This is a genomic window from Cetobacterium somerae ATCC BAA-474 (genome assembly GCF_000479045.1).
Taxonomy (GTDB): domain Bacteria; phylum Fusobacteriota; class Fusobacteriia; order Fusobacteriales; family Fusobacteriaceae; genus Cetobacterium_A; species Cetobacterium_A somerae.
This window is the reverse complement of the sequence record NZ_KI518117.1, coordinates 13,162-24,922: the sequence shown is the minus strand read 5'-3', so window position 1 is coordinate 24,922 and position 11,761 is coordinate 13,162. Positions and strand designations below refer to the sequence as shown.

Here is an 11,761-nt window from a genome sequence, read left to right as displayed (position 1 = left end):
AAATAAAAAATCCCCCGAATAAGTTTGGGGGATTTTATTTTTTGATAAAAGGTAAAGGGAGAAGTACAATGATTTCAAAAAATAAAAGTATAGCTATAGTTTCAGTTGGAATTTTAATTTTTCTTTTTTGTTTCTCACTATTTATAGGGAACTATGAAATAGATTTTATCAAGGGGTTAAATTTGCTTTTGGGAAATGGAAATAAAGATTTATTAGAGTATAAAATAATTTGGAATTTAAGAATACCTAGGGCAGTTATGGCAATAATAATTGGGATGTTATTAGGAAGTAGTGGAGCTATAACTCAAACACTTTTTAGAAACCCTATGGCAGATCCATATATAATTGGAATATCAGCTAGTGGTACTTTTGGAGCGGTTATAGCCTTTTTACTAGGACTTTCAGAGGTATATTTTGGTGTTTTTGGCTCGATATTTTCTTTTATAACATCATTATTAATTTTTAAGCTTTCTAATAGTAAAAGAGGAAGTTTAGATTTGTCTACTCTTTTAATAATAGGAATAGCTATTTCAGCTCTCTTAAGAGCAGTAATCTCTTTAGTCATGTATATTGTTGGTGAGGATAGTTTTAGAGTTGTTCTATGGACTATGGGGTATTTAGGAGGAGCAGATTGGAAAAAAATAGTAATTCTTTTGGTTCCACTTTTATTTTCATTAATATATTTTTATATAAATAGATATAATTTAGATATAATTTTACTTTCAGATGAAGAGGCTCATAGTCTAGGGATAGATATAAAAAAATTTAAATATAAAGTATTAATGATTTCTACATTTATGGTGGGATTTTCAGTAGCCTTTACAGGAATGATAGGTTTTGTAGGTCTTATAATACCACATTTAGTGAGAATTATATTTGGAAGTAGTAATATAAAGTTAATTCCACTATCAATGTTATATGGGGGATTATTTCTGTTACTGTGTGATACGATTTCAAGAGGAGTATTAACAACTATGGAAATACCAATAGGAATTGTAACAGCTATATTTGGAGCTCCATTTTTTATATACTTAGCTTTTAAAAATAGAAGAGGTGTGTAATGGAAAGTTTAAAATTAAAAAATTTAAAATATTCATATGGAGATTATAAAATTTTAAATGATATAAGTTATAATTTTTTTCCAGGAGAACTTGTAGGTATATTGGGAGCTAATGGTTGTGGGAAAAGTACTTTATTAAAAGTTATAATGGGCTTTTTAGAAAAGGAAGAGGGAGAAATTTATTTAGATAATCTAGAAGTTGAAAAACTTTCAAGAAAAGAGTTTGCTAAAAAAATCTCTTTTATAGCACAAAAATCCAATCAAAATTTAAATTTTACAGTACTAGAGATATTAAAACTTGGAAGAGTACCTCATATAAAAAATAGCTTTAAAGGTTTAGATTTAGAAGATGATAAAATAATAGATGAAGTTATAAAAAAATTAAATTTACAAGAGTATTTAAATAGAGATATAAAAAGTTTAAGTGGAGGAGAGTTTCAAAGAATTTTATTAGGAAGAGCATTTATTCAAAATAGTGAGGTTATTTTATTAGATGAGCCAACATCAGCTTTAGATATAAATTATTCCTTAGAATTTTTAGAACTTTTAAAAGAAGAGATTAAGGCTAAAAGTTTAATTGGAATAATTGTAATACATGATATAAATCTAGCTTCATTATTTTGTGATAAAATTCTTTTTATAAAGGATGGAAAAATACCAATATCAGGGGAGCCAAAAGATGTAATAAAAAAGAAGTGGTTAGAAAAAGTATATAATTTTACACCAGAAATTTTAAATTTAGAAAATAATATATATATATTACCAAAGCGAGGTAAAAAATGAAGAACTTAATTTTATTATTTTTGATGTTATCTTTAAAAATATTTTCATTAGATATAGTTGATAACTATGTGGTAGGAGAGAAGGGTGAAAAAATTTTGTTAAAAGAATATAAAAGAATAGTTATTTATAATTTTGGAGCAGTAGAAATCTTATATAAACTAGGAGCAGATAAAAATATTGTGGCTATTGCAAACCACAGTAAAAAAATATGGCCACAGGAAAAAACTCAAAAATTACCTTTAGCTGGAAGCATATCTAAGCCTTCATTAGAAAAAATTTTATCTTTTAATCCAGATTTAGTTATTTTTAATGTTATGGGAAATGAAAAGAGTGGATTAGAAAAGTTTAATATACCTTCAATAACTTTTTCAAATAAAAATTTAGATGATATTTTAAAAAATACATTAATTTTAGGAAAATTAGTAAATAGAGAAAAAGAGAGCAAAGAACTTGTAGAGGAGTTAAATAATAAATTGAAATATATAAGAGAAAACTTTAGATTACAAGGGAAAGCTGTAGTTTTATATTCAGATTCTCCACCTACATCTTTTGAAAAAAACTCTCTTCCTGTAGAGATTTTAGAAACTTTAGGATTAGATGTAATAGTTCCAAAAGTAGGAAAAAAACCAATAATATCTTCAGAATATATTTTAAAAGAAAATCCAAAATATATTATAGGAACTAGAGGAGTAAAAAATATTGATGGAATAAAAAATAGCTTAAAATTAATTGAGGAAACAGATGCTTATAAAAATAAAAACATACATGTTATTGATTCTAGTGAGATACTTAGAGCATCACATAGAGTTTTTGATGAAATTGAAAAAATATATGTAGAATTAAAAAAATAAAAAAGTCAAAAAAAGTTTTTTTGCCATATTTTAGCCATAAAACTTTGTTAGTATATTTGTGTAAAGACAAAGAGAAAACTTAGGAGGTATAAAAAATGAAAAAATTTTTATTAGTATCTATGATGGCTTTAGGATTAGGAACAGTAGCAATGGCAAAAGGAAATAATGGACACAGAATGTCAGCTGATGGAATGGGACATAACAATGGTGGAAAAATGATGGTTGGTCAGTGTCAAACAAATGAAGAAAAAGCTTTAATGAGAGAAAAAATGAGAACAAATCCAAAACTTCAAGAGGGAAGAATCAAACTTCAGGAAAACAAAGTAGCTATGATGAAAGAGATGGCAAAAGAGAATCCAAATTTTACAAATATTGAAAAAATAAACAAAGATAGAGCTAACATCCAAGCTGAGATGAAAACAGAGCAAATGAAAATGAGATATGAGATGTTAAAAACAAATAAAACAACAAATTAATTATCAGAGAGCAAGGTTAATACCTTGCTCTTTTTTATTGAATAATATATACTTTAATTATAAATATTATTAAAAATTTGGAGGGTGAGATGTTATATTATATAAAAGCTGGAGGACCAATACTATATGTATTACTTATTTTATCAGTGGTTTCTTTAGGGGTAATTTTTGAAAGGTCTTTGTGTTTTATAAAAAATAAAACATCAGTAGATTCTATGTTTAAAAAAGAGATAAAAGAACTTTTAATAGATGGAAAGTATAATGAAGCTATAGAGTTTTCGAAAAAAGAAAAAGGTGTAGTTGGAAAAACTTTAACAAAATTTTTAATCCGTTATTGCTTAGTTGGAGATTATAAAAATAGTGATGAACTTTTAAGAGAGATTGAATTAGAAGAGATGGATATATTAGAAAGAAATACATATATTTTAGGAATTATTGCATATACAGCTCCTATGATTGGACTTTTAGGAACAGTTACAGGAATGATTCAAGCCTTTGGAAAAATTGCAGTTTCTGGAACAGGGGATCCCAATGCTATAGCAGGAGGAATATCTCAAGCTTTATTAACAACTGCAGGAGGACTAATAATAGCTATACCGTCAATAATAGCTTATAATATATTTAATAAAAAAATAGAAAAAATGAGTTTAGAAGTAGAAAAAATAGCTACATTTATAGTAAATATAGTGAAGAGGTAAGAATATGAAAAGAAGAACAAAAAGAAGAAGTTTGGCAACTCCAGATTTAACACCTTTAATTGATGTTGTTTTCCTGCTTTTAATTTTTTTCATGTTAGTTACAACTTTTGACAAGTATAGTGGATTTAAATTAGAGCTTCCTAAGGGTGGTGTGGTTTCTGAAACATCTAAGGGTGTATATGAATTAGTTATAGATAAAGATGAAAACTATTTTCTACTAGTAGATAAAACTTCTAATCCTATTACCTTAGAAACTTTAGGAGAAAAAGTAACTAATATAAATGAGATAACAATAAGTGCAGATAAAAATTTGAAATATGAAGTTGTAGTGAAAGCTATTGGAGCTTTAAAAAGTAGTGGTGTTGATAAAGTGGAGCTGAATTTTTATGAATAAATTTTATATTCTATCAGCTATTTTGCATGGTATAGTTATATTTTTTCTATTTGGATTTGCAAAGGATGAAGAGTTAAAGTTTAAAGAGAAAAATACGATGATAGTATCAGTAAAAAATAGAAGAGCAGTTAGTAATAATAGTAATATTAGCTCAGTAAAACAGAGTGAACAAAAAGAAGAGGTTCAAGATGAAAAGGTTATACCTGAAGAGAAGCCAGTAGAAGAAGAAAAAACAAAGGAAAAAGTTAAAAAAATAATAAAAAAAGAAGAGGTTAAGAAAAAAAAGTCAGAAACTAAAAAGTCAGATAATAAAAAGAAAAAAACTAATTCTAATAAAGTAAAAGAAAGCTACAATGAGTTTGAAGACCAAAATAGATTTTTACAAGGAGAGGATGGAGTATTCACAGCGATATCATTAGATGGTATAGAATATGAGATATTAAAAGAAGTAGATCCTCAATATCCTATAAAAGCGAGAAAAATAGGATATAATGGAGTTGGTAGTATTAAGGTTAATTTTCTTGTAGATATTGATGGTACAGTAAAAGATGTAAAGTTTATATCTGGTGAAAGTAAGTTTGGATTTAGAGAAGAAGTAGAGAAGGCTTTGAGGAAATGGAAGTTTAAGCCAATTATATACAAAGGGAAGATAATTAAAGTTCATTTTGAAAAAGAGTTTAAATTTAAAAAAAATTAATAATTAGGTAGAGTCTAGACACAAGATTAAAACTCTACCTATTTTATATTTACAGAAAGGGGGATAATAATGGATTTTAAATTGGGGTTAGATCAAAGTTTAAAATTAAATCTTTCTTTAGAGATGAAAATATCTATAGAGATTTTAAAAATGAGTTTAAAAGAACTGAAAGAATACTTGGAGAAAGAAAGTGTAAAAAACTCAAATATAGAGATTATTTTTCCAAAATCTAATTTTTCAAAAAATGAAGATTATGAAAATTTTATTGAGAATATAGGTGAGGAAGATGAGAGTTTAATAAGTTATTTAGAGGAGCAAATAATTTATTTAGAAATAAAAAGAGAAGTTAGAGATATTTTAGAGTATCTAATAAATAATTTAGATGAAAGAGGTTATTTAATCTCTAATTTAGAAGAGTTAAGGAAAAATGGTGGTTTTAAATTAAATATATTTAAAGATGCTATAAAAATTTTACACACATTAGAGCCTATAGGAGTCGGTGCCACTAATCTTATAGAGTGTTTAAAAATTCAACTTGAAAATAAAGGCATTTTGACTGATACATTATCTAATATTTTAGATAAAAATTTAGAGGATATTGCAAATGCAGATTTAAAAAAAATCTCTTTAGAAAGAGATATTCCATTAGCTAAAGTTAAAGAGTATATAAATACAATAAAAAATTTAAATCCTAATCCTGCGAGAGGTTTTTATGTAAATAAAAAAACAGATTATATTATTCCAGATTTGTTTGTAGAGACAAATAATGAAGAGCTTATTGTAAATTTAAATGAATCAGGGATTCCAAAAATAAGGTTAAAAAACGAAAACAAAAAAGATCAAATATTAGCTTTGGCTTTAGAAAGAGGTTTGATAAAAAGACAAGAAACACTCTTAGAAGTTGGAAGATATGTTTTAAATTATCAAAAAGAATATATTCTTTTTGATAAAAATTTAAAAACATTAAAAGTTAAAGATATTGCTTACAGCTTAAATCTTCATGAATCTACAATTTCAAGAGCTTTAAAAGATAAATTTATAAAAATAAATGGGAAAATAGAAAGTTTAAAAAAATATATTGTTTTAGATGATAAGGCTGAGCTAATAAAAAGAGAAATTTTAAAAATTATTGAGAGTGAAGATAAAAATAATCCTTTATCAGATGAAAAAATTTTAATAAAACTTATGGAAAAAAATCTACTAGTACAGAGAAGGACAGTAGGAAAATATAGAGAGGAGCTTGGAATTCTATCTAGTAGAAAAAGAAAAAAATAGGTAATAAAAAAGTATTTATGCTATAATAGGCACTAAAGATTATTTTTGTATTAAATATATGAATTTTATAATTGAAGAGGTGTACCTTAAATGAAAAACCTAAGTGATTTACAGAAAAAAGATTTAGAACATATCTTTCACCCATGCTCACAAATGAAAGATTATGAACAACTTCCTCCTATGGTAATAGTAAAAGGAGATGGACTATACGTAGAAGATGAATTTGGAAATAGATATATGGATTGTGTTTCAAGTTGGTGGGTGAATCTATTTGGACATTGTAATCCAAGAATAAATGCAGCTATAAAAGAGCAAATAGATAAATTAGAGCATATAATTTTTGCAAATTTTTCTCATGAAGCAGCAATTGAATTGGGAGAAAGATTGACAGCTGTCGCACCAAAAGGATTAAATAAACTTATATTTACAGATAATGGTTCTTCAAGTACGGAAGTAGCTATAAAATTGAGTTTTCAATATCATGTTCAAACAGGAAATCCACAGAAAAAAACATTTGTTTCAATAGATGGGGCGTATCATGGAGAAACAATTGGGGCTTTAGGTGTTGGAAACATGGATAGATTTACAGATGTTTATAAGCCGCTTTTAAAAGAAGGAGTAAAAGTAAAAGGACCAGATTGTTTTAATTGTTCTTTCGATAAAAAAAGAGAAAATTGTAACGCAGAGTGTTTCGTTTACATGGAAGAATATTTAAAAGAAAATGGAGATATAATTTCTGGAGTAATAATTGAATCAATGGTTCAAGGTGTTGCAGGAATGAGAATATATTCGCCAATATATTTAAAAAAATTAAGAGCATTAACACAAAAATTAAATATTCACTTAATTGCAGATGAAATAGCAATGGGATTTGGAAGAACAGGAAAAATGTTTGCTATAGAACATGCAGGAGTTAGTCCTGATATTATGTGTGTTGGAAAAGGTTTAACAGCAGGATATTTTCCAATGTCTATAGTTTTAATAACAGATAAATTATATGATGCATTTTATGCAGATTATTCAGAAGGAAAATCATTTTTACATTCTCACAGTTACTCAGGAAATCCTATAGGATGTAGAATAGCTGTGGAAACTTTAAAAATTTTTCAAGAGGAAAATATTTTAGAAGTTATAAAAGAAAAAGGTGATTATTTAAGAAAATCTGCTACAGAGAAATTAAAGGATATCCCTTATTTTGGAGAATATAGACAAATAGGATTAATTGGAGCTATTGAATTAGTTGGAATTCCTGGAGAACGAGCAGGATATGAAATATACAAAATAGCCTTAAAAAAAGGAGCTATTTTAAGACCATTAGGAAACATTGTTTATTTTATGCCACCCTATATAATTAAAAGGGAAGAGATAGATAAAATGTTAGATATCTTCAATGAATCACTTAGGGAGTATCTAGAGACAATTGAATAAAAGGGGAATATGATGGTTATAAAAAAGAAAAAATCAATCCGTGAGCAAGTATATGATTATCTAAAGGATGAAATTGTAAATGGAAAGATAAAAGAAGGAAGTAGAATAGTAGAAGAGGAATTTGCAGAAAAGCTTAATATAAGTAGAACACCTTTAAGAGAGGCAATTAGAATGCTTGAATTAGAAGGGCTTATTGAGGCAAGAGAAAAGGGTGGGGTAACAGTACCAAAAACCACTAAAAAGGATGTAGAGGAAGTAGTAAAGATTAGAATAGCTTTAGAAACAGTTATCTTTGAAGAACTATTTGAAAGAGTGACAAAAAAAGATATTGAAAGATTAGAGGAAAATGTAGCTAAAGCAGCAGCTATAGTTAATGATGAAGAGAAATCTTTAGAAGTTTTTAAATACTTCTCTGAATTTAATAAAATACTTTATAGTATTTCTGATCTTCCAAGAGTGGTAACTTTAATAAATAATTTGAATCTATATTTAAAAAAGTTTAGAAAAATATCAGCTGAAAATAATAATAGAAGACTAAGTGCTCATAGAGATCATGCTAAGATAGTAGAATTAATAAAAGCTGGTAATAAAGAAGAAGCCATAGCTGTAAATAGAAAGCATCTATTAGAGGCTAAAGAGTTCTTAATAAAACAGGTTGAAAGTTAAAATCAGAAGAAATTCTGATTTTTTTTTGGAAAAGTAGTTCACACTGTACTAAAATTATATTTTTTACCATATTAAACATACAAAAAATAATTTGACAAATATAAAAAATGTTGTATACTTTAGTGTAGATAATAAATTGTATACAGAATACGGGACACCGGATACCAAGGAGGATATTTTGAAAAATAAAGTTAAAATAACAGAAACTTGTCTAAGAGATGGACATCAATCTCTAATAGCCACAAGATTGACAACTGCAGAGATCCTTCCAATTGTAGAAAAAATGGATGAAGTTGGATATCATGCATTAGAGGTTTGGGGAGGAGCCACTTTTGATGCTTGTATTAGATTTCTAAATGAGGATCCTTGGGAGAGATTAAGAGAGATAAAAAAGAGAGCAAAAAATACAAAGTTACAAATGCTATTAAGAGGGCAAAACCTTTTAGGATATAGACACTATGCTGATGATATAGTAGAAGAATTTGTAAAAAAATCAATAGAGAATGGTATTGATATAATTAGAATATTTGATGCTTTAAACGATACAAGAAACTTAAAGGTTGCAGCAGAAGCTACTAAAAAATATGGTGGGCACTGTCAGCTTTCAATTGCTTATACAATAAGTCCTGTTCATACAACAGAGTACTATAAAGAGTTAGCAAAAGAGATGGAAAGTATGGGCGCTGATTCAATTGTTATAAAAGATATGGCTGGAATATTACTACCTGAAACAGGATATAACTTAATAAAAGAGATTAAGTCAGTAATTAATGTACCATTAGAATTACACACTCATGCTACAAGTGGAATAGCAAGTATGCTATATTTAAGAGCTGTAGATGCAGGAATTGATATTATAGATACATCAATTTCAACTTTTGCAGGAGGAACAGCACAACCAGCAACAGAATCTATGGTTAGAACTTTTGAAGGTGGAGAAAGAGATCCAGAACTTAATTTAACACTTTTAAAAGAGATTGCAGAGTACTTTAAGCCAATTAGAAAAAAATATATGGATGAAAAAGTTTTAAATATGCAAGCTTACTTTGTTGAGCCAAGTATTTTAGAATATCAGCTACCAGGAGGAATGTTATCAAATCTAGTTTCTCAACTAACAGCTCAAAAAGCAGCTGATAAATATGAGGATGTTTTAAAAGAGATTCCAAGAGTTAGAGAGGATTTAGGATACCCTCCATTAGTAACACCGTTAAGTCAAATGGTAGGAACACAGGCAGTATTTAATGTACTGACAGGGGAAAGATATAAAATGGTTCCTAAAGAGATAAAGGATTATGTAAAAGGTCTATATGGAAAATCTCCAGCACCAATGTCTGAAGATATAAAGAAGAAGATTATAGGAGATGAGCCAGTATTTACAGGAAGACCAGCAGATCTTTTAAAACCTGAATATGCTGAAATAGCAAAGGAGATAGGAGATTTAGCAAAATGTCCAGAAGATGTTTTAATGTATGCTATGTTCCCACAAATTGCTAAGCCATACTTAGAAAATAGAAATAAACCTAAAGTAGAAAAAGAGTACAGAAATATAAATATAATTTTTTAGTTGAAAGGAGAATGATTTATAAGAATGTTTAAAGGAGCAATATCACTTATAACGTCTCTTGAAATAACTTTAATAAGTATGCTAGTTGTATTTACAATATTAGCTATATTAGCTTTTGTTCTTTCTCTGTTTAAATATATTCCAGCAGAAAAAGTTCAAGAGATAAAAAAAGCTACACCAGCAGCAGCACCAAAAAAAGTTGAAAGAGAAAAGTTTGATCCATCTAAAATAACAAGTGAAGAGATGAGAGTAGCAATGATGGTAGCATGTATAGAGGCAGCTGGAGAAGATAAAGATGCCAATGTAAGAGTTATAGGAATAAAAGAATTAAACTAAATAGGAGTGTAACTAAAGATGATAAAAGTATATAAAGTTAAAATTGGAGAAAAAGTATACGAGGTAGAAGTAGAATCAGTTAAAGAAGTAAATGGGACAATATCAACACCAGCATCAACAACTGCAGCACCAGCTGCTCCAGTATCTGCACCAGCAGGAAATGGAACAAAAGTTGAAGCACCTATGCAAGGTTTAGTAGTATCAATAGAGGTAACTCCAGGAGCTAGAGTAAAAGCAGGAGACACTTTACTAATATTAGAAGCTATGAAAATGGAAAATCCAATCGTATCACCAGTTGATGGAGTAGTAGAGTCAATTACTGTAAATAAAGGTGACACAATTGATGGTGGAGTAGTAGTAGCAACAATAGCTTAATAATAATGAACGAAGTAGAGAGGAGTTAAAATGGAGTTTTTAAATAATCTATTTGCAACAACAGGAATTGCAATGATGACAGTAAATCAAGGGATTATGATATTAGTTGCCTTATTCCTATTGTTTTTAGCAATAAAGAAGCAGTATGAACCATATCTTTTACTTCCAATAGCTTTTGGAATGCTATTAGTTAATCTACCAGCACCAGTAAGTGAAGGAATAATGGATAAAGATGGACTTTTAAATATTTTATATCAAGGAGTTAAATATGGAGTTTATCCTCCGTTAATATTCTTAGCAATTGGAGCAAGTACAGACTTCGGTCCGTTAATTGCAAATCCTAAGAGTTTACTTCTTGGAGCAGCAGCACAACTTGGAATTTTTGGAGCTTTCGTAGGAGCAGTTCTATTGGGGTTAAATGGTAACGAAGCAGCATCTATCGGTATTATAGGTGGAGCAGATGGACCAACAGCAATTTACTTAACTTCAAAATTAGCACCACATATGTTAGGACCAATAGCGGTTGCAGCTTATTCATATATGGCGTTAGTACCAGTAATTCAACCACCAATTATAAGATTATTTACAACTAAAGAGGAAAGACAAATAAAGATGACTCAGCTTAGAACTGTAAGTAAGAGAGAAAAAATTCTTTTCCCAATAGTAGTAACAATAGTAGTAACTTTAATAATTCCATCAGCAATTCCGCTAGTAGGAATGTTAATGTTTGGAAACTTAGCTAAGGAGAGTGGACTTGTTCCAAACTTAGTTGAACATATAAAAGGAGCTTTAATGTATATAATCACAATATTTATTGGATTAACAGTTGGAGCTACAACAAATGCAGAAGCATTTTTAAATCTTGCAACAATAAAGATAATAATTTTAGGACTTTTCGCTTTCTCTTTTGGAACGGCTGGAGGAGTAATCTTTGGAAAGGTTATGTGTAAACTTAGCAAAGGTACAATAAATCCAATGATAGGAGCAGCAGGAGTAAGTGCTGTACCAATGGCAGCTAGAGTTGTTCAAAAAGTAGGACAAGAGGAAAATCCAAGTAACTTCTTACTGATGCATGCAATGGGACCAAACGTAGCGGGAGTTATAGGTTCAGCAGTAGCAGCAGGAGTGTTACTAGCAATGTTTAAATAAAAATAAATT

The 11,761-nt window shown here is 28.6% G+C and carries 14 protein-coding genes; all 14 read left to right on the top strand.

Going from position 1 to position 11,761, the window contains the following annotated elements:
- Positions 1–68 precede the first annotated feature (68 nt).
- The 14 genes from HMPREF0202_RS04790 (at position 69) to HMPREF0202_RS04725 (ending at position 11,752) form a co-directional block, all read left to right on the top strand.
- Entirely contained in the window at positions 69–1,061 is a 993-nt protein-coding gene (locus HMPREF0202_RS04790) for a FecCD family ABC transporter permease (protein WP_023050013.1), read from the top strand.
- Complete coding sequence (locus HMPREF0202_RS04785) at positions 1,061–1,843, top strand: ABC transporter ATP-binding protein (protein WP_023050012.1); 783 nt, start codon at positions 1,061–1,063, stop codon at positions 1,841–1,843. The genes HMPREF0202_RS04790 and HMPREF0202_RS04785 overlap by 1 nt, the downstream gene beginning before the upstream one ends.
- Positions 1,840–2,694: an ABC transporter substrate-binding protein gene (locus HMPREF0202_RS04780; protein WP_023050011.1), complete on the top strand. Its 855-nt coding sequence runs from the start codon at positions 1,840–1,842 to the stop codon at positions 2,692–2,694. The genes HMPREF0202_RS04785 and HMPREF0202_RS04780 overlap by 4 nt, the downstream gene beginning before the upstream one ends.
- A gap of 95 nt (positions 2,695–2,789) precedes the next feature.
- Complete coding sequence (locus HMPREF0202_RS04775) at positions 2,790–3,170, top strand: hypothetical protein (protein WP_023050010.1); 381 nt, start codon at positions 2,790–2,792, stop codon at positions 3,168–3,170.
- A gap of 89 nt (positions 3,171–3,259) precedes the next feature.
- On the top strand, positions 3,260–3,868 hold the full coding sequence (locus HMPREF0202_RS04770) for a MotA/TolQ/ExbB proton channel family protein (protein ID WP_023050009.1): 609 nt from the start codon (positions 3,260–3,262) through the stop codon (positions 3,866–3,868).
- Positions 3,869–3,872: 4 nt separating this feature from the next.
- Entirely contained in the window at positions 3,873–4,262 is a 390-nt protein-coding gene (locus HMPREF0202_RS04765; RefSeq protein ID WP_023050008.1) for an ExbD/TolR family protein, read from the top strand.
- Positions 4,255–4,959 (top strand): energy transducer TonB, encoded by a 705-nt coding sequence (locus HMPREF0202_RS04760; protein ID WP_023050007.1) that lies wholly within the window; start codon positions 4,255–4,257, stop codon positions 4,957–4,959. The genes HMPREF0202_RS04765 and HMPREF0202_RS04760 overlap by 8 nt, the downstream gene beginning before the upstream one ends.
- Positions 4,960–5,028: 69 nt before the next feature.
- Entirely contained in the window at positions 5,029–6,234 is a 1,206-nt protein-coding gene (gene rpoN, locus HMPREF0202_RS04755) for an RNA polymerase factor sigma-54 (RefSeq protein WP_023050006.1), read from the top strand.
- 90 nt (positions 6,235–6,324) lie between these two features.
- The gene (bioA, locus tag HMPREF0202_RS04750) at positions 6,325–7,662 is read left to right on the top strand and encodes an adenosylmethionine--8-amino-7-oxononanoate transaminase (RefSeq protein ID WP_023050005.1); all 1,338 of its coding nucleotides are present in this window, start codon (positions 6,325–6,327) and stop codon (positions 7,660–7,662) included.
- Positions 7,663–7,674: 12 nt separating this feature from the next.
- Complete coding sequence (locus HMPREF0202_RS04745; protein ID WP_040406402.1) at positions 7,675–8,328, top strand: GntR family transcriptional regulator; 654 nt, start codon at positions 7,675–7,677, stop codon at positions 8,326–8,328.
- A gap of 178 nt (positions 8,329–8,506) precedes the next feature.
- Positions 8,507–9,892: an oxaloacetate decarboxylase subunit alpha gene (locus HMPREF0202_RS04740; RefSeq protein WP_040406399.1), complete on the top strand. Its 1,386-nt coding sequence runs from the start codon at positions 8,507–8,509 to the stop codon at positions 9,890–9,892.
- 24 nt (positions 9,893–9,916) lie between these two features.
- Positions 9,917–10,228 carry an OadG family protein gene (locus tag HMPREF0202_RS04735; RefSeq protein ID WP_023050002.1) on the top strand — a complete coding sequence of 104 codons (312 nt, stop codon included), beginning with the start codon at positions 9,917–9,919 and terminating at the stop codon, positions 10,226–10,228.
- Between the two features lie 18 nt (positions 10,229–10,246).
- Complete coding sequence (locus HMPREF0202_RS04730) at positions 10,247–10,603, top strand: biotin/lipoyl-containing protein (protein ID WP_023050001.1); 357 nt, start codon at positions 10,247–10,249, stop codon at positions 10,601–10,603.
- A 30-nt stretch (positions 10,604–10,633) separates the two neighbouring features.
- The gene (locus tag HMPREF0202_RS04725; RefSeq protein WP_023050000.1) at positions 10,634–11,752 is read left to right on the top strand and encodes a sodium ion-translocating decarboxylase subunit beta; all 1,119 of its coding nucleotides are present in this window, start codon (positions 10,634–10,636) and stop codon (positions 11,750–11,752) included.
- Positions 11,753–11,761: the final 9 nt, after the last annotated feature.

Coding starts and splice junctions, on each gene's coding strand:
- HMPREF0202_RS04765 (WP_023050008.1), top strand. CDS start 3,873: ATGAAAAGAAGAACAAAAAGAAGAAGTTTGGCAACTCCAGATTTAACA.
- HMPREF0202_RS04790 (WP_023050013.1), top strand. CDS start 69: ATGATTTCAAAAAATAAAAGTATAGCTATAGTTTCAGTTGGAATTTTA.
- HMPREF0202_RS04745 (WP_040406402.1), top strand. CDS start 7,675: ATGGTTATAAAAAAGAAAAAATCAATCCGTGAGCAAGTATATGATTAT.
- HMPREF0202_RS04725 (WP_023050000.1), top strand. CDS start 10,634: ATGGAGTTTTTAAATAATCTATTTGCAACAACAGGAATTGCAATGATG.
- HMPREF0202_RS04735 (WP_023050002.1), top strand. CDS start 9,917: ATGTTTAAAGGAGCAATATCACTTATAACGTCTCTTGAAATAACTTTA.
- HMPREF0202_RS04730 (WP_023050001.1), top strand. CDS start 10,247: ATGATAAAAGTATATAAAGTTAAAATTGGAGAAAAAGTATACGAGGTA.
- HMPREF0202_RS04785 (WP_023050012.1), top strand. CDS start 1,061: ATGGAAAGTTTAAAATTAAAAAATTTAAAATATTCATATGGAGATTAT.
- HMPREF0202_RS04780 (WP_023050011.1), top strand. CDS start 1,840: ATGAAGAACTTAATTTTATTATTTTTGATGTTATCTTTAAAAATATTT.
- HMPREF0202_RS04775 (WP_023050010.1), top strand. CDS start 2,790: ATGAAAAAATTTTTATTAGTATCTATGATGGCTTTAGGATTAGGAACA.
- HMPREF0202_RS04760 (WP_023050007.1), top strand. CDS start 4,255: ATGAATAAATTTTATATTCTATCAGCTATTTTGCATGGTATAGTTATA.
- HMPREF0202_RS04770 (WP_023050009.1), top strand. CDS start 3,260: ATGTTATATTATATAAAAGCTGGAGGACCAATACTATATGTATTACTT.
- rpoN (WP_023050006.1), top strand. CDS start 5,029: ATGGATTTTAAATTGGGGTTAGATCAAAGTTTAAAATTAAATCTTTCT.
- bioA (WP_023050005.1), top strand. CDS start 6,325: ATGAAAAACCTAAGTGATTTACAGAAAAAAGATTTAGAACATATCTTT.